The organism is Faecalimicrobium sp. JNUCC 81 (assembly GCF_053667625.1).
Map to the genome: position 1 here is coordinate 1585912 of NZ_CM132203.1, position 19159 is coordinate 1605070.

19 protein-coding genes are annotated in these 19159 nt (G+C 26.1%); 17 read left to right on the forward strand and 2 right to left on the reverse strand.

What is annotated here, in order from left to right; genetic code table 11:
- The 3 genes from JNUCC81_RS07855 (at position 1) to JNUCC81_RS07865 (ending at position 2905) form a co-directional block, all read left to right on the forward strand.
- Positions 1 to 687: a response regulator transcription factor gene (locus tag JNUCC81_RS07855; RefSeq protein WP_454096079.1), complete on the forward strand. Its 687-nt coding sequence runs from the start codon at positions 1 to 3 to the stop codon at positions 685 to 687.
- Positions 669 to 2075, forward strand: coding sequence for an ATP-binding protein (locus tag JNUCC81_RS07860; RefSeq protein ID WP_454096080.1), 1407 nt, complete (start codon positions 669 to 671; stop codon positions 2073 to 2075). Before JNUCC81_RS07855 ends, JNUCC81_RS07860 begins: the two co-directional genes overlap by 19 nt.
- A gap of 89 nt (positions 2076 to 2164) precedes the next feature.
- The gene (locus JNUCC81_RS07865; protein ID WP_454096081.1) at positions 2165 to 2905 is read left to right on the forward strand and encodes a class I SAM-dependent methyltransferase; all 741 of its coding nucleotides are present in this window, start codon (positions 2165 to 2167) and stop codon (positions 2903 to 2905) included.
- Between the two features lie 67 nt (positions 2906 to 2972).
- Here JNUCC81_RS07865 and JNUCC81_RS07870 read toward each other — a convergent pair whose 3' ends face one another.
- On the reverse strand, positions 2973 to 4040 hold the full coding sequence (locus JNUCC81_RS07870) for a hypothetical protein (RefSeq protein WP_454096082.1): 1068 nt from the start codon (positions 4038 to 4040) through the stop codon (positions 2973 to 2975).
- 383 nt (positions 4041 to 4423) lie between these two features.
- On the opposite strand from JNUCC81_RS07870, the gene JNUCC81_RS07875 reads away from it, so the two are divergent.
- From JNUCC81_RS07875 to JNUCC81_RS07940, 14 genes are all read left to right on the forward strand, one after another.
- Entirely contained in the window at positions 4424 to 5227 is an 804-nt protein-coding gene (locus JNUCC81_RS07875; RefSeq protein ID WP_454096083.1) for a hypothetical protein, read from the forward strand.
- 140 nt (positions 5228 to 5367) lie between these two features.
- Entirely contained in the window at positions 5368 to 6183 is an 816-nt protein-coding gene (locus JNUCC81_RS07880) for a hypothetical protein (RefSeq protein WP_454096084.1), read from the forward strand.
- A gap of 222 nt (positions 6184 to 6405) precedes the next feature.
- Positions 6406 to 7464 (forward strand): [FeFe] hydrogenase H-cluster radical SAM maturase HydE, encoded by a 1059-nt coding sequence (gene hydE, locus JNUCC81_RS07885; protein WP_454096085.1) that lies wholly within the window; start codon positions 6406 to 6408, stop codon positions 7462 to 7464.
- A 43-nt stretch (positions 7465 to 7507) separates the two neighbouring features.
- The gene (gene hydG / locus JNUCC81_RS07890) at positions 7508 to 8884 is read left to right on the forward strand and encodes a [FeFe] hydrogenase H-cluster radical SAM maturase HydG (RefSeq protein ID WP_454096086.1); all 1377 of its coding nucleotides are present in this window, start codon (positions 7508 to 7510) and stop codon (positions 8882 to 8884) included.
- Positions 8885 to 8896: 12 nt separating this feature from the next.
- Entirely contained in the window at positions 8897 to 10096 is a 1200-nt protein-coding gene (gene hydF / locus JNUCC81_RS07895; RefSeq protein ID WP_454096087.1) for a [FeFe] hydrogenase H-cluster maturation GTPase HydF, read from the forward strand.
- Between the two features lie 264 nt (positions 10097 to 10360).
- Positions 10361 to 11215, forward strand: a complete 855-nt coding sequence (locus tag JNUCC81_RS07900; protein ID WP_454096088.1) for a hypothetical protein — start codon at positions 10361 to 10363, stop codon at positions 11213 to 11215.
- Positions 11216 to 11233: 18 nt separating this feature from the next.
- Complete coding sequence (locus JNUCC81_RS07905) at positions 11234 to 11761, forward strand: hypothetical protein (protein WP_454096089.1); 528 nt, start codon at positions 11234 to 11236, stop codon at positions 11759 to 11761.
- Between the two features lie 199 nt (positions 11762 to 11960).
- Complete coding sequence (locus JNUCC81_RS07910) at positions 11961 to 12566, forward strand: hypothetical protein (RefSeq protein WP_454096090.1); 606 nt, start codon at positions 11961 to 11963, stop codon at positions 12564 to 12566.
- 46 nt (positions 12567 to 12612) lie between these two features.
- Positions 12613 to 12855 (forward strand): hypothetical protein, encoded by a 243-nt coding sequence (locus JNUCC81_RS07915; RefSeq protein WP_454096091.1) that lies wholly within the window; start codon positions 12613 to 12615, stop codon positions 12853 to 12855.
- A gap of 187 nt (positions 12856 to 13042) precedes the next feature.
- Complete coding sequence (locus tag JNUCC81_RS07920; protein WP_454096092.1) at positions 13043 to 14929, forward strand: family 20 glycosylhydrolase; 1887 nt, start codon at positions 13043 to 13045, stop codon at positions 14927 to 14929.
- Between the two features lie 163 nt (positions 14930 to 15092).
- The gene (locus tag JNUCC81_RS07925; protein WP_208334930.1) at positions 15093 to 15449 is read left to right on the forward strand and encodes a GntR family transcriptional regulator; all 357 of its coding nucleotides are present in this window, start codon (positions 15093 to 15095) and stop codon (positions 15447 to 15449) included.
- Between the two features lie 11 nt (positions 15450 to 15460).
- The gene (locus tag JNUCC81_RS07930; protein WP_454096093.1) at positions 15461 to 16153 is read left to right on the forward strand and encodes an ABC transporter ATP-binding protein; all 693 of its coding nucleotides are present in this window, start codon (positions 15461 to 15463) and stop codon (positions 16151 to 16153) included.
- The gene (locus JNUCC81_RS07935; RefSeq protein ID WP_454096094.1) at positions 16146 to 16970 is read left to right on the forward strand and encodes a hypothetical protein; all 825 of its coding nucleotides are present in this window, start codon (positions 16146 to 16148) and stop codon (positions 16968 to 16970) included. Before JNUCC81_RS07930 ends, JNUCC81_RS07935 begins: the two co-directional genes overlap by 8 nt.
- A 14-nt stretch (positions 16971 to 16984) precedes the next feature.
- Positions 16985 to 18205: a hypothetical protein gene (locus JNUCC81_RS07940; RefSeq protein ID WP_454096095.1), complete on the forward strand. Its 1221-nt coding sequence runs from the start codon at positions 16985 to 16987 to the stop codon at positions 18203 to 18205.
- 47 nt (positions 18206 to 18252) lie between these two features.
- On the opposite strand, the gene JNUCC81_RS07945 is transcribed toward JNUCC81_RS07940, so the two are convergent.
- On the reverse strand, positions 18253 to 19119 hold the full coding sequence (locus JNUCC81_RS07945) for a hypothetical protein (protein WP_454096096.1): 867 nt from the start codon (positions 19117 to 19119) through the stop codon (positions 18253 to 18255).
- Positions 19120 to 19159 lie beyond the last annotated feature (40 nt).

Sequence of the window (19159 nt, forward strand, 5' to 3'; positions counted from 1 at the left end):
GTGAGTGATAAAATTTTAGTAATTGAGGATGACATTGATTTAGGAAATTTAATAAAAGATTATTTAGAGATAAATGGATTTGAAGTAGTAATAGCGAATGATGGCCTAAAAGGTGTAGAATTAGCTAATGATCCTATGATGAAACTCATTATTTTAGATATTATGCTCCCACTTTTAGATGGTGTTGAAGTTTGCAAAAGAATTAGAACAATATCGAAAATGCCAATACTTATGCTATCGGCAAAAAGTGGAGAAATGGATAAAATACTAACCTTGGGAGTAGGAGCAGATGACTATATGACAAAGCCCTTTTCTCCTATGGAATTAGTAGCTAGAGTTAAAGCACATATAAGAAGGTATACTTCATTTTCAAGTGATAAGAAGTCGCACATAAAACAATTTGGAGATTTAATGATAGATTCTAAAGGCTACAAGGCCATATTAAATGGAAAGGAAGTATCATTTACTTCTAAAGAATTTCAAATATTAGATTTCTTTACATCTAATCCATCTCAAGTGTTTTCAAAGGCTCAGGTGTACGAAAATGTATGGGGATATAGTGAATACATGGATGAAAATACTATAGCTGTATACGTTAAAAGAATAAGAGAAAAACTTGGAGAATACGGAGAAAAATCAATTAAAACAATATGGGGAGTAGGATATAAGTGGGAAATATTAGAGTAAAAGATAAGTATCTTGGTAAGAAAATCAGTATACTTACAGGATTAATATGTCTTTTTATTATAGTTTCATTTATATACTCTATTATAATTTTAAAATATGATGGTAAGGAAGAAGGAAAGACTAATCTATTAAGAGTAGAAACTTCAACTCAAAGAGAAAAGATTAAAGAAATGTATAAAAATAATAATTTTAATATGGAAGAATCTTTTTATGATTATTGTGTTATAAACTTAAGAGGAGAAGTTATTTTCTCTACATTAAAAGATTTTAAAAAAGGAGATAAAGTAAACCTTGAAACTGATATAGGTTATGATAATTCCTTTAGCAAAAGAAATAAAGAGAGTAATTCAAATGAGCTAGTTAGATATAGTACTCCTTTAGTGAATAATAATGATCAAGAAGGAACAATAATCATAGATTTGCCAAGAGCAGTACTAGAAAATAGTGATAAGTATGAGAAGTTTATTCCCTTATGGATAATTTTATTTTTAATTGGGATTCTTACCTTTATGATAAATAAATTTGTAAAAGTAGATATAATAAATCCAATAAAAGAGATACATAAAAGTGCAAAAAACATACTTCGTGGCAACTATGACTGCAAGATAAAATATGATTATCATGGAGAAGTAGGAGAGTTTTGCCATGATTTTGAAGCTATGAGAGATGAAATAATAGTATCAAAAGAAAAGGAAGAAAGATTAAAGAGAAGTGAAAAAGAGTTATTAGCATGTATTTCTCATGATTTAAAAACACCTCTTTCTTCAATACTCGGATATGTTGAAGGTATAAGAGATGGTATTGTCCATGATGAAGAAGGTATAAAAAGGTACTCAAATATTATAATTAAAAAGTCAAATGAACTTTCAAAGTTAATAGATGATATACTAGAACAATCAAAGGCAGAATTAAATGAAATGATAATTGAGAGAAAAGAAATTTATTCTTATGATTATCTAACTGAAACTTTTATGGATTTGTCTATTGATGTGGCAAATAAGAATATGAAACTAAATGTCCTTGGAGATATACCAAACTCTTTAATTTCTATAGATGAGAAGAGGATGAACCAGGTTATAAGTAATATTATTTCAAATTCTATAAAGTATTCAGAATCAGGAAAAATAATAGATGTTTGGTTAGATGATGATATAAATAGTATTACTGTAAATATTAAAGATTATGGTGGTGGAATCAGTATTGGCGATATACCTTTTGTTTTTAATAAATTTTACAGAGGGGAAAAGTATAGAAACACAAATATATCAGGGTCAGGACTCGGTCTTTCTATATCGAAGTATATAGTTGAAAGTCATGGTGGTGTTATTAAGTGCTACTCATCACTTAAAGAAGGTACTACTATTAGTTTTACTATACCTAAAATATAGTTTATTACCTAAGAAATTACATTAATATGTAGTAGTAAATACTAGAAAAATATACTAGCATAAACTAGATAAAAGAGAGGGGAATTATTTTGATAAAGAATATATACGATGATAATCTATTTTTTCAAGAATACTCTAAAATAAGAGATAATGTAGATAGTTACAATGATCTTATAGAGCAACCAGCTATGAAGAAGCTTTTACCTGACTTAGCTGGTAAAAAAGTATTAGACCTAGGTTGTGGTAATGGAAATAATTGTGCAGATTTCATTAGAAGGGGAGCTAAAAGAGTTATAGGAGTAGATAGTTCTCTTAATATGTTAGACATTGCAATGATAAAAAACAGTCATCCAGATATCCAATATATAAAACTGGATATAAATGAAATCAGTAGCATAGATGAAAAGTTTGATTTAATATATAGTTCCCTAGTTTTTCATTATATAAAAGATTATAAGATTCTTATATCGAATATAAAAAAATTACTTAAGCCACAAGGGATATTATTATATTCCCAAGAACATCCTAATACAACTGCACCTAAGAATGGATGTATTTGGACTAAGGATGAAGACGGAAATAAGTTATATTCTCATTTATCTGACTATATGTACAGCGGTAAGCGTGAAGTTAAATGGCTTAGTACAAATGTAGAGAAATACCATAGATCAATATCTGAAATTATAAATATATTAATAGACGAAAAGTTTAGTATGGAAAAAATAATAGAACCTGTTCCAGATGAGTACGTATTGAATAAAAGGCCAGATATGATAGATGAATTTCATAGACCTACATCTATTATAATAAAAGCTCAAATAAATATATAATTTCAGCTTTTTCATACTAAAAAGGATGTAGATAAACTTATTTTACACAAGTCTATCTACATCCTTATTAAATTAAAGTATCTCCAATTAATACAAAATCACTATCATATTTTAAATGCTTATTAGATGTTAAATCACATATATAAGTTTCTATTCTTCCATCTTCAAGGTACTCTTTTTTATATATTACATACTTTGAATCAAATATTCCTGCAATAGATAATCTTTCATCTTCATTTAAGTTATTAATACAAAATACTTTTTCTTGCCTTTCATTTAGAAGTCCAAGTTGTTCTTCGTTTTTATATATATAATACAATTCTTTTGCTTTAAGAATGTCGATTATATTGTTATTAGTACTTATATTTTTAAAATTATTATTTATATCAAATAGTAAAATTTCAGGCGTATTTTTGTTATATAAAACAATGATACTATTTTTATATACTCCTAAAAGTTGAATAGATTCTTTATTACATTGTGACTCTACTAGAACCTTTTTCGAAATTACTTTATTATTTTTTATTTCTTCTATAAATTCAGATAGATTATATAAAGTCGCTCTATTAAATAAATTTATATTTTCTATATCACTTTCTAGTATTTCTAAAAGTTCATAAGCTTCGAAATTAGACTCATCAATAACTAAAAATATATTACCATTATAATTTATATAATATGGCCTATATATCGAATCAGAAAAATGTTTATTATCTATCCTATATTTATTATTTTCTAATACTAGATAGCTTTCACATATGTTAGTATCATCATTTTGTAATTTTATAAATATATTGTCATCGATAGAATAGATATCTGATAGATGATTATTTTCAATTGATTTTTCTTTATATATACAAATAAATTCTCCTTTATACATTTTATATATAAGCAATTCTTCATCTGATTGTTTACATTTATAAATAGTATTTGATATTTCATCACAGAAGAAAAATGTTTCTAAGTCTACTGAGTGCATTTTTTCTAATTTATCTGTTTTCACATTATAAGTATATAATATATTTTCGTCATTATGATAATTAATAGCGGAAATATAAAATTTATCCAAACCTTTCATTAGTATTTCTGAATTTATACAATCTTTAAATTTTAAGCCTAAAATATTTTTATCCATTTCAATTATCCCCTAAAAGTTATTCATATTTGTTGCAATATAAGTTAATTTCTTTGTTAAGTTCATCATACAAGATTGATGAATTATAATATCCTATTATAAATGTATTTATTATATATTAAATACTATAAAATAAACAACAATAACTTCTGTCATAGTTAGAATACTTTCATAATCTGATAAATTTCCAACGAGAACTACATTATTATAATTGGGGAGAATAAACTTTTCAATAGTTATAGACAGTAATTTATATTGCGCAAATCGTCATAAAATTACAAATTTGTCTTTAAAACCTATTATATTTACATTAAAATAATTAGATGATAAAATTAATATAAAATAAAATTATATATATATTTAAAATTAAAAAGGAGACAAAAATGAAGAAAGTATTAAAATTCTGCTTAGGATTAGTTTTATTTTCAGCAATAATAGCTTTAGGAATATTTGCAGCTTGGCTAATTGCATCAGTATTAGTAGTAAAATATTTATTTAAATTAAGAGGGAAGTATGAAAATCCTAAAGATTGTCTAAAAGAAGGTAAAAATATAATAGCAATATTAGCTGGAGCCATATTATTAATTGTAGTGCCTGTAAATTTTATTAAAACATCAAAAGAATATGACAAAGAACAAAAAATAAAACAAGAGCAACAGGCTATATTAGAACAAGAAAAAAAGATAGAATATGAAATAAAAAAGAAAGAAAAAGAGATAAAAAAAGAAAGAGCTAAGGTATTAAATGCTAAAGCTAGAGTTGAAAAAGAAATAAAAAGCGAAAAAGATTATAATAAAGTAATTGTATTAACAGAAGAAGAAATAGAAAAACACAATATAACAGAAGAAGAAATAGAAAAATTTAATGAAGATGTAAAAAATGCAATAATAAAGCTTAAAGATGATGAAATAGCAGCTCCATATGAAAAAACAGCAAGGAAATATGTTTCAGGGAATACAAGTTATGTTTCACCTAAATTAGGAAGTTCTAATTATAGTTTTAATGAAGATAAGTCAGTATGTACTATAACGGGAACGTATAGAAGTAAAAATTCATATGGATTGGATGTAAGAGGGCGTTATAGCATTGAATTTGATACATCTTCTGGAGAGATGATTAATGAGTTTATTGGAGATGAAAAAATAACAAATCAAAATATCAACAAGCAAAGTAAAAATGTAAATTAGTTATAATAAAATCTATATCTATAAGATAATATATCACCTATTTTGTTTTAAATTTATAAAACATAAATTTTATAAAATAATTAAAACGTTTTAATTAAAATGAATGTCTAATAAATAGAAAATATAAAAGGAGATAAAATATGAAAAAGACAATAAAACTAATAAGCATAATAGTAATTACACTATTTGCACTAAATGCATGCAACAAAGAAAACCCACAAAATGCTGTAAATGAATATGTAAGCTTAAATAAAGAAGGCAAATCAAAAAGTATAAATGAATATGCCCTAGATTTAATCTACCCTACACATAGACCTGAAGGTGGGGTGCCTAAAGAATTAATAAGCACAATAGATAACTTTATAGCGAACATAGATACTGAAATATTATCAGAAGAAATAAATAAAGATAATGCAAAAGTAGAGATACAAGTAAAAGGAGTAAACTTTGTTAAAGAGGGAATAAAGATAAATAAAGAAAGAGTAAATGCTATTAATAAAAGAACTTATAATCCAACAGAAGATATTACAATTACATTTAAAAAAGCAATAGAAAATGGAGAAATAGAAACTAGAAAAAGAATAATAAACTTAACTAAGGTAGATAAAGGGTGGCAAGTAAATAAAGAAGATATAAACAAAGTAATACTAGGTGTAGATAAAACTATGGAAATGAAATTATATTTATCTGAAGCGTCTCAAGGCGGGGAATTAGAAGCAAAAGAATTATCAATCGAAGATTCATTAAAATATGTAAAAAAAATTCTGGGAGATAATATAGAAGAAGTAAAGAGAGTATACGAAGAAGAAGTAGGTGTTGATGAAGTCACATATAAAGTAGACAAGCACTTGATTAATGTAAGATATATCTACCCATATAAAACTAAAGGAAATGAAACTTTAAATGAATATGATAAAACTAAAACTTATGGTATTTACTTTAGTTTAGAAAAATAAAAATTATACAACATTAAATTATGAAAAAAGAGTGAACTTTTAATTAGAAGTACACTCTTTTTATTAGTTTATATCTTATATATAAGAAAGATTATCTATTTTACTTATGTTTAATTTCAATATTCTAAAAAATAATTCAAAGTCATAATATATTTATAGTAATTAATAAAAATTAACCAATAAATAGGCAACCAATATTCAAACTACAATAGAGGTGAGTTAATGAATGCTAAAGATATAATAGAAAAACTATATCAGACTAATAATGCATCTAAAGAGGAATTACTATATCTAATAAATAATATCAATGACAATTCAAAAGAACTACTTATTCAAAAAGCAAATGAAATAAGACAAATACATTTTAAAAATAAAGTTTATATGAGAGGACTTATAGAAATTACAAGTTATTGCAAAAAAGACTGTATGTACTGTGGCCTTAGAAAGAGTAATAAAAACTTAAGTAGATATAGGTTAACTAAAGAAGAAATCCTAGAATGTGCAGAAAAAGGGGACAAACTAGGATACAAAACCTTTGTACTACAAGGAGGAGAAGACTCATATTTTAGCGATGAAAAAATAATAGAAATTGTAAAGGCTATAAAATCTAAATTTCCACAAAATGCAATAACTCTATCTTTAGGAGAAAGAAGCTATGAATCTTACAAAAAAATATTTGATGTCGGAGCAGATAGATATTTACTAAGGCATGAAAGTGCATCTAAAAAACTATACGAGGAGATACATCCAAAAGAATATTTTGAAAATAGAAGAAATTGTTTAAGAGATTTAAAAGAAATAGGCTATCAAGTAGGCGCTGGATTTATGGTTGGAATACCCAATCAAACTAATGAAGATTTAGTTAATGATTTATTATTTGTTAAAGAACTAAATCCAGCTATGTGTGGAATAGGACCATTTATACCGCATAAAGATACTCCATTTAGAAATTATAATCATGGAAGTTTAGAAAAAACCATAATAATGTTAGCAATAGTAAGGCTTTTACTTCCAAAGGTATTACTACCAGCAACTACAGCTTTATCTAGTATTAATCTAAATGGTAGAGAAATGGGGCTTAAGGCAGGGGGAAATGTCATTATGCCAAATCTATCTCCAATGGAAGTTAGAAAAAAGTACTCACTATATGATAATAAAGCATATATATTAGATGAAGATGCAGAGTATAGAAAAATAATAGAAGATAAAATAAAAAAATCTGGATTTGAATTAGAAGTTAGTAGAGGTGATAATCCAGACTGGGTAAAAAATCGACTTTGAGCAATGTATTGGCGAAAAGTTTTTAATTTATAGGGGGTATATTATGTTTATAAATCATGACTACATATACAGCATACTAGAAGAAACTCAAAATCCATCAAATGAAGAAATAAAAGAAGTTTTAGAAAAAGCTAAAAAAAGAATTGGTTTATCTTACAAAGAGATAGCAATACTACTTCAAACTGAGGATGAAAAAGATTTAGATGAAATTTATTCTTTAGCAGGAGAAATAAAAAAAGACATATATGGAAAAAGAATAGTAGTATTTGCTCCTTTATATGTAAGTGATCACTGTGTAAATAATTGTGTCTATTGTGGTTATAAAAGAGATAATAGTTTTAATAGAAGAAGACTTACAATGAAAGAAGTTGAAGAAGAAGTAAGAATACTAGAAAAAATGGGACATAAAAGGTTAGCATTAGAACTTGGAGAAGATCCGGTAAATGCTCCGATTGAATATGTTCTTGAATGTCTAGATACAATTTATAAAACGCAAAATGAAAACGGAGAAATAAGAAGAGTTAATGTAAATATAGCAGCTACTACAACTCAAAATTATAAATTGTTACAAGAAAAAGGTATCGGTACATATATATTATTCCAAGAAACTTATCATAAACCTACTTATGAAAAAATGCACCCAAAATCATTAAAAGGGGATTATGAATATCATTTAACTGCCTTTGATAGAGCGATGGAGGGTAGTATTGATGATGTTGGAGCAGGTGTTTTATTTGGATTATCTGATCCAAGATTTGAAGTTTTATCACTTATGATGCACAATGTTCATTTAGAGGAAAAATATGGAGTAGGTTTTCATACAATATCAGTTCCAAGACTTCAAGAAGCTAAGGGGGTAACACTAGAAAATTATCCAAATTTACTAACTGATAAAATGTTTAAAAAAGTTGTAACAATACTAAGACTGGCTCTACCTTTTACAGGTCTTATACTTTCAACTAGAGAAAGTGCTTCTATGAGAAGAGAACTGTTAAAATATGGAGTGTCTCAAATAAGTGCAGGCTCATCAACTGGAGTTGGTGGATATAAAGAAAGAGAAGAAGGAAAAGAAGTTAGGCAATTTAAAACTAATGATGAAAGAAGTCCAATAGAAATTTTAAAAGAATTATTAGATGATAAATATATACCAAGTTATTGTACAGCTTGTTATAGAAAAGGAAGAACTGGAGATAGATTTATGAGTTTAGCTAAATCTGGTAATATAAAGTACGTTTGTGAACCTAATGCACTTATGACATTATTAGAATTTACCTTAGATTATGGAGATGAGGAACTATATAATAAAGCTCAAAAGGTAATAAATGAAGAACTTGAAAATATACAAAGAGAAGACATTAAAAATCTTACTAAAGAAAGCATTGAAAAAATGAAAAAAGGGGAAAGAGACTTTTATTTATAAAAGGAGGGTACAATGAACTTTACTCCAAATGCAAATAGAAAGCATATAGGAATATATGGAAATACCAACAGTGGAAAATCATCATTGATGAATAAAATACTTAATCAAGATATATCTTTAGTATCAAATATTGAAGGAACAACTACAGATCCAGTACAAAAGGCAATGGAACTCATACCATTTGGTCCAGTACTTTTAATAGATACAGCAGGACTTGAGGATAAAAGTGAACTGGGAGAAATTAGGATAAGAAAGAGCTTTGAATTTTTAAAAAGATTAGATTTTGCCATATATGTAGTTGATGGTGAAAATGTAGATATAGATACTTATAAGACTTGGAAAAAAGAAGCTAATAAATACAATATATCACACATGGTCGTTATAAATAAATTAGATAAGTTAAGTAATAATAAAATTGAAAATATAAATAAATTATTTAACAGACCACTATTTATATCAGCTAAAGAAGATAGTAATATAGATAAATTAAAAGAAGATTTAATAAAATCTTTAGAACAAGATGAGAAAGAAAGACCAATACTTGGGGACGTACTACCTTATGGATCAAATGTGGTTTTAGTAGTTCCAATAGACTCAGAAGCACCAAAGGGAAGAATAATACTTCCTCAAGTCCAAGTTATAAGAGACTGTTTAGATAATGGAATAAAAACATATGTAGTAAGAGATACAGAACTTAGTGAGGCAATAAATGAATTAAACAATATTGATTTAGTTGTAACTGACTCACAAGCATTTAAAGAAGTAGAAAATATAATACCAAAAGATATGAAATTAACCAGCTTTTCAATATTATTTGCAAGAGAAAAAGGAGAGCTTAAAGATTTTTTTAAAGGAACAGAAAAATTAAAAGACTTAAAAGTAGGAGATAAAGTACTAATATGTGAAAGTTGTACTCACAATATATCTCATGAAGATATAGGAAGAGTAAAAATACCTAGAATGTTAGAAAAAATGGTAGATGGAGATTTAGACATTGAATACAAAGTCGGATATGACTTTAGAGAAGATGTTGAAAAATATGACCTTATAATTCACTGTGGTGCCTGTATGGTAAATAGAAAAAGTATAATAAATAAAATAAATATATGTAGAGAAAAAAATGTTTCCATAACTAACTATGGAATGGTAATAGCTTATTTTACTAATATACTAAATAGGTCAGTTGAAATATTTAAAGATGAAATAAATTAATAACTAGAGTTTTAGTAACCATCTTATGATAATATAAAAATATATTAAGTTAGAAAAAAGGCGTTATTTAATTAAGTATAATGTCTTTTTTATTTACAAAATATGTAAAAATAATTTTATATGATATTTAAACTTTAAATAAAAAAGTATGGGAATAAAAGGATATATAAAAAATCGCAATAAATTACAGGATTCGACAAAACAAAAATTATATAATAACAAAGCTAGCATAAATAAATTGACAGAAGAGGGGAATTAGGTAATATGAAATTAAAATTAAAAGCAATTGTTTTGACAATGGTATCATTAACAAGTTTAGGATTAATGGTAGGATGTTCATCAGAAAAATCATCAACAAATTCTAAGGAAACAGTTACAAAAACACAGGAAGAAAAATCACCTGTACTAGTAAAAGACATCGAATTTATAGAGTCAAAAATATTAGAGCCAGATTCAATTGGAGCTAGATATTTTCAAACTAAATTTAAGAATAATTCAAACAAGATAATAACAAGCATAAGTGTAGAGATTGAGCTAGATAATGGTGAAGTAGCATATTTATCGTCACACGATAGTTTAAAACCTGGAGATACAAGTTCAATAGTAGAATGTTTTGCATCAACAACAGGAAATTTAGAAGATATGAAAGCTAAAAAGATTAGTATAACGGCAATCAATGATGATAAGCAGTTATTTATAGATTATGATATTAAATTAGACAAGTATGATATATTAGAAAGTGATGAAAAAAGCACAGTTAAATCGCCAGTTCTAGTAAAAGATATAGAAATTGTAAATCCTACTATATTAGACCCAGATTCAATAGGAACAAGATATTTTAAGGCTCAGATTAAAAACAATTCAAAATTACCTGTAACTAGTTTTAGTATAGAACTTGAATTAGATAATGGAGAAGTAGCATATCTATCATCAAATGATACATTATTGCAAGGGGATACAAGTTCTAATATAGAATGTTTTGCTCCAACAACAGGAAATTTAGAAGATATGAAAGCTAAAACTATAAGTATAGTTGCACTTAATGAAAATAAAAAAGAAGTGTACATAAATTATGATGTAAAGCTAAATAAATATGACGTATTAGAAAGTTCAGAATAATAAATAAGGAGTAAAAAGATGAATAATAAATTAAAATTAATAATTATGATGATTGGTACAATATTTATGATAACTGGGTGTACAAGTGAAAGCCCAAGTGATGTGGTAGATAACTACTTTAATGAATTAAAAAAGGGTGAAAATGCAAAAGTTAGTGAACAATTTATAAACTCAGTAAATCAAGCTGAAAGTAATGAAACTAAAGAGTCAAAGGATATGATTGAAGCATTTAGTATATACATGTCAAAACTAGATGCAAAGGAATTATCTGAGAAAATAGATGGAGATAAGGCAAGTGTAGAGATAGAGCTAAGTGGATTAAGTTTAGGGAAAATAATGCTTGAAGTAATCCAAGGAAGTTTAGAAAATATGTTTAGTGCAGAAGAAAATACTAGTGAAAATATAGGTAAAGCTTTCTTAGATAAAACTAAATTAGCAAAATTAGAAACTAGGACAGGAGTTATAAATTTAGCCAAAATTGACGGAAAATGGAAGATAAATGAAGATCAAGATTTAACAACTTTAATATTTGGTAATATGGAATAATATAAAAATTTATTACTATATAAATAAAAACATTCTAGAGAATAAAAAATTTCTAGGATGTTTTTTATTTGTAAAACTATTTAAATAAAAATAAAGTATAATAAAAGAGAAGTATTAATAAATATGTAAGAAAATATATTATTTATAGTTAGTTAAAAAGATGCAAAATAGCACTATATAATTAACTGGGGGTATAATTATGAAGGAAGAGACCATTGGTATAATAATTCAAAAGTATGACGGCATGATACTTTTTGATTATATAATAGGTAAAATGGGAAAAGAAGATGAAAATATAGATGATACAATAAAAAGGGAAATTAAAGAAAAGTTAAATAGTAGTTTATATAGAAAAATAAAAAAATATGATCAAAAACTAAAATATAAAGATAAAGAAATAGACATGTATTTAGTAGAGATTGTAGGATATTATCCACAAATAGATGAAAAATTTAAATTTTTAGAAAGAAGTAAAATATTAGATGAACTTTATGAATCTAATTACAAAGATTTTATTAGAAAAAATATAATAAAATATGAAGAATATAATTGTAGCATACGTCCTTTACTTAATGTAGTAATAATTTTATTTATGTCAATTGCTTTAGCTATAGTAAATAAGGTATTAAAATTTGACCTACTTTTGATTGATTTAGCTATAGTAGCATTAACTTTTATAGTATTAAGAAAGTATGTAAATCCTATATTGATCAAATATTTGATTAAATTTGATATAAATCCTAAAGTTTTAGATTTGATAGTTGCTATAATTATTATTTTATGTATATCTAAATTAATAATATAAAAATATAGTATAATAAAATATAAACGTAAATCAAAAGGAGAAAATAATGAAATATACTCAAGAAGAAATAGATAAAATGAAATTAAAAATAATAGAAATATTAAAAGAAAAGGGCGAGATGAGATTTGGAAAAATTGCAAAGGTGTTAATACATGCAGGTATGGCAGAATCAAGTTTTATAGTACTTACAATACTTCAAAGTGGATGTAAAGACCATAAAGACTTTAAGGGAGAAGATCTATTTACAAGCCCTAAAACAGGAGTATGGAGATTATCAGAAAGTGAGTAAAAGTTATAAACTACCTACTGAACGAAATGTTAGGTGAGGGTAAAAATAGATGTGAGCTATCTCAAAATAGAGAATAGCTCATTTTTTATTGTTAAAGATTAAAATATTATTTTTAGAAAGTATGTTTTTTAGTATAATATCAATTAGATAGATTAGAAAAGATTTTTATAAAATAAGGGGAATGAATATGAATTTAAATTTATTAGGAATAGAAAATGATTTATTAAAAGACCTTAAAGAAATGAAAAAAGTACTTAATGTAAACTTTATTGAAGTGGGTGAAAATGTTCAAATAACAAAATTAGATAATAGTGATGAAAATGTTATACAAATAAGTAAAGGAATCATAAGATACAAAAATAAAAACCATCTATTTAGGGCAATTGGGCTATATATCCAATTAAATAATAAAGAAGAGTTCTTTTTAGAAGAAAAAGCTTACATTAATCATATAGGTCCAATGCTTGATGCATCTAGAAATGCAGTTTATAAAATAGAAAAGATAAAAGAATTAATGGTAAATATGGCTATTTTGGGACTAAACAGAATGATGTTATATACTGAAGATACTTATGAAATAGAAAACTACAAATATTTTGGATACCTAAGGGGAAGATACTCAAAAGAAGAATTAAAAGAAATAGATAACTATGGAGATAAATTAGGTATAGAAGTTATACCATGTATACAAACACTAGCTCATTTAAAGCAAACATTAAAATGGAGCTATGCAAATGAGATTAAGGACACAGAAGATGTTCTCCTAGTAGGAAAAGAGAAAACTTACAATTTTATAGAAGAAATGATAAAAAATATAAGAAAATGTTTCAAAAGTAAAAATATACATATAGGTATGGACGAAGCCTTTGATTTAGGAAGAGGTGAATTCCTTAATCAAAATGGGTATGTTAATCATTATGATATTATGATTGAGCATTTAAATAAAGTATGTGATATATGTAAAGATTATGACTTTAAGCCTATGATATGGGATGATATGTTTTTTAGAACTGGTTCACCAAATGGGTTTTATTACAACCAAGATACAGTAATAAGTGAAGAAGTAGCAAGTTCTATTCCAAGTGATTTATCCTTAGTGTATTGGGATTATTATCATAAAGACAAAAATATTTATAGGAGATTTTTTGACATAAGAAAAGTATTTAATAATAATCTTATATTTGCAGGAGGCATATGGAAATGGTCAGGTATTACACCGTGCTATGATCAAACATTTAAATCTAGTAATGAAGCTTTATCAGTTTGTAAAGAAAAAAATATACAAGAAGTAATAGTAACGGCTTGGGGAGATGATGGAGATGAAACTCCAATAGATACTATAATGCCTGGTCTTATTTTATTTGCTGAACATGCATACCATAAAACAGTAAATACTAAGTGGATAAATGAAAGATGCAAACTTATAACCAATCTAGATTTAGAAGATTTCTTTAGTTTGCAAGAGTTAGATAAAATTGAAATAGGGGATAAAGAAAATTTAAGGTTTGTAAATCCATCTAAATATTTATTATATCAAGATATACTTTTAGGAGCTTTTGATAAGCATATAGAAAATACAGATAAAATAAATAAACATTACAACAAATTAGGGATAAAATATTTAGAAATAGCAAATAAAAGTGAAAAATACTATTATATGTTTAAGATGTATTCTGATTTAGGAAATGTATTAGCTTTAAAATCTGATTTAGGCATTAAAATAAGAAAGGCTTATAATAGTAATGATTTAGATAAATTAGATTATATATTTAATAATACACTAGCAAATTTAAAAGAAAGTATAGAAAAACTACAGAATTCTTATAGACAACAGTGGTATGCAGATTGCAAAGGTCAAGGATTTGAAGTTATAGATATAAGACTAGGAGGAGTTAGATCAAGAGTAGATTCTACTATGTATAGACTTAAAGGTTATTTAAATAAAGAAATAGATAAAATTGAAGAACTAGAAGAAGAAATATTATATTTTAATGAAGAATTCACAAAAGACTCACATCAAATCAACATTAATAGATACAAAGATATAGCAACTCAAAATATAATAAGCTGGTAATTTAATTAAAGTATTTATCAAAAAATAAGGTATATTAATATACCTTATTTTTTATACAATAATGAAATATAAGTAAAAAAACATTGCATTATAACCGTACTAATAATATAATACAGTTATAAGCTGTACTACTGAACTAGTACGGTAATACGGAGGTGATTGCATGAACTTTAAAGCCAATGACAGAGAACCAGTTTATATCCAAATTATAAGATTCATAAAACAAAAGATTGTAAGAGGTGAATTAAACCCAGGAGATATTATACCTTCAAGAAGAGAAATGGCAGTAAGTATAAAGGTAAATCCAAATACAGTACAAAAATCATACAAGGAGATGGAAGAAATGGGGATTATAGATACAGTTAAAAGTTATCAAAGTAGCATAACTACTAACACAGAAATTATAAACAAGATAAAATATGATCTTATAGACGAATCTATGGAAGTTTTTATAGAAAATATGAAGGCGATAGATGTAGACAAGGAAGAAATTTTAAAAATAATAAATGATAGATACTAGGGGGAAGTATTGTGATAGAAATTAAAAATATATATAAAAAGTATAAAAAGGTTAAAGCCCTTGATGGTGTATCTTTTAATATACACGAAGGGAAAATAACTTGCTTACTTGGAATTAATGGGGTAGGAAAATCAACTACGTTAAAAGCTATAGCTGGTCTTATTAATATAGATAGTGGTGAAATACTTATAGATGGAGAAAAATTAAACCACAATATATACAATAAAATATCTTTTGTGCCAGATGTAGATAATCATTTTGCACAATTTACAATAAAAGAGAGCTTTGAATTTATGAAAGAGTTTTATAAAAATTGGGATGATAATAAAGCTTATGAAATGCTTGAATTGTTCGATTTAAGTGATGATAAAGAAATATCAAAACTTTCAAAAGGAAATATTGCAAGAGTTAAAATAATAATAGGATTTGCACAAAATGCAAAATATACCTTACTTGATGAACCTTTTTCAGGAATCGATATATTTAAAAGAGAAGAATTTTTAGGGGTAATGACAAAATACATAAGTGATGAACAAAGTATAGTACTAACTACTCATGAAATATCAGAAATTGAAATGTTAGCAGATGATGTAGTACTTATAGATGAGGGGAAAGTACAACTAATATTCAATGCAGAACAAACTCGTGAAGAAGAAGGGAAATCTATAATAGATAAAATGAGGGAGGTGTATCAAGGTGAGTAATATATTAACTTTATATAATATGGAATTCAAAAGAATATATAAATTATATTTTGGTTTAATAGCTGCATTATTATTAGGTAATGTAGTAAGTGTAGGCTTAGGTATCAATGATACTATGAGGCATATGAATAGAAATCAAATGATACCGGTAGATTTTAATATATTTAAAACTTATATAAATGAAGATTATGTGAAAGGATTTGTAATTAATCAAATACATGCTTTTAGCAGCGTTGTTCTTGGCATTGCAGTTTTAAGCTGTTTAATATATGCGCTTATTATATGGTATAGAGACTATTATTCAAGAAGTAAGACTATATGTGCATTACTTACATTGCCTCAAAAGAGATTTAACATTTATTTGGCAAAGCTTTTAACAATACTTGTTATGATTTATGGAATAATAGCTAGCCAAGTGTTATTTTGGTATATTGATACTATTATACTAAAAATAATTACAGGAGCTAATATAGATGGGTTTACAAATATATTTACAAATATGATGAATAATCCTTCGGGATTAAACTTAATATCACCATATATTATTGACTTCTTAATGATAAATATATTTGGAGTATTACTTTCAGTAGTAGTTATATTTACAGGAGTGCTTATTGAAAGGTCATATAAAAGAAAAGGAATAGCATTTGGAATATCATACATATTGTTATCATTAATAGTATATGGATACTTGATAATAAAGTACTCAAATTATACAGAACAAAGATTACAAATAAGTTTAATATATTTTTTAGTGCTATTTATTCTATCAATATATATATCTTACAAATTAATAAAATCAAAGGTAACTTTATAAGGGGGGGATAAAATATGAAAAAGAATTTGTCTAAAATAACTTTAGGAGTAGTAGTATCTTCCTTAATAGTGATAGGAATAATAGTATCCTTTAATGACACTAATATAAAAATAGAAGACGTAAAAGGAAGTAAAAGTGAGTTAGGAAATGCTTCTATAATATATCAAGAAGAAAAAGGTATATACAATACAAAAAATGCTGTAGTATCAAAAGATGGGATTAAAGTTAAAAAATTTTCAAAAGAATTACCTAGAGTAGATAAGTATTCTAAGCTAATAATGGATAATAAGGATTTTTTTGATTCTAATACAAATTCAAACTTAGTATATGAAGATAAAGAAAGTATTGGATATATAGACTATGTATCAAATAATTACTATTCAAATGAAGATGTTAGGTTTAATACTAAAATTACTGATAAAAACCTAAAAACTAATAAGATAACTGAATTTGATATAGAGATAATAAGTTCTTCTAAAGAAAATGTAGATGCAAATAGAAGTTGCCTAGTTACAAAGTATAAAAATGAAATATACTTATCAATGGGAATAACAAATGATATTAATTATAATAAAAATGGAGATATTATAGATAATGGAAATAGTAGTATATCTATTTATAAAATAGACTTAGAAAATCAAAAAGTGCAATTATTTGATGAAATAAAAATAAAAGAAAATGTAGATATATCAAATGGAGTGAGTTTTGTAAATAATAACAAAATCTATTTTATGGCTCAGACATATAAAGATTCAGGTGAACAGTATTTAATTTATTATGATTTAGAAAATAATAAGTTTGATTATATAAAAGACTCTATAAATATAAAAGAAAAAAATAATTCAAATGATAACGACAAAGCCTATAGTATAGATGATAATAAGTTAAATATAATTTATAATGATGTCACGACAGATAAAAAATCTACAATTATACACCAATATAGTATAGATTTAGAAAAAGAAGAAATTATAGAGAACGATAAAGTATACAAATTTGATAAAATAAATGAACAATTAGAATTAATTGAATTTAGATTAATAGACAATAAATTATACATACTATTAAATTCATACAAAGAAGAACAAGGTAACTTTTATACACCTAGAAAAGAAAATTCAAGTAATATTATAGTATTAGATGAAAAAACTAAAAAAGTATTATATATTGGACAATCAAAACAAGAAGAAAACTACCATACAACTAATTATATAGTAAAAAATGAAGAATTATAATAAAAAGTGCTATGAAGTTTCATAGCACTTTTTTGTTTAAAAGATAATTATGCTTGCAACTGAACAATACTTATAGAAGCTAAGGTTGCATTTTCTTCAGATATTGAAAATGTTTTTGAAGATGAAATTCTAAGAGCAGAACCAAAAGAATCAGTAACCGTAAATATTGCTTGACCAGACGCTATATATGGAACATTTGTATTTGTTTTAACAACTTTGCATACTGTACCAGGTATTGTTGAATTGTCTACTTGTAAACTTAAAGTAGTATTAACGGTTGAATTAGCCGGAAAGTATACATAATAGTCAAGCTTATAAACACCTTTAATCAAAAGTGAAATTATACCTGTATCATTTAATATTCTAGGACTACTAATTCCAGTAGGATCATCAAATTTTAATCCTCCACCTAAAGAAGTTGCATTTAAAGTATTACTTTGTGAGAAAAAGGCATATTGACCTACAAATTGAGGACCTTCAGGACCTTCAAACCCTCTAGGACCTTGAATACCAGGAAGACCTTGCTCACCTTGAGGACCAGTTGCCCCAGTAGGACCTTGAATACCAGGAAGACCTTGCTCACCTTGAGAACCAGTTGCTCCAGTAGGACCTTGAATACCTGGAAGACCTTGTTCACCTTGAGGACCGGTTGCCCCGGTAGGACCTTGAGGCCCAGCAAGACCTGGTTTGCCATTACCGATACCTGGTTCACCTTTAGGACCTTGAGGCCCAGCAGGACCTTGCTCGCCTTGAGGACCGGTTGCCCCAGTAGGACCGATAACACTTTGAGGTCCATTAGGACTTTGAGAGTCTATACAATTATAACAACAGTATTTGAAACAATATTCATTACAGTTACAGCAATTATGGCAACAATTTTTATTGCAATTATTTTTAGAATGAAAATTAAACATATTCGATATAAGCACCTCTTATATTAGTTTGAAATCTTAA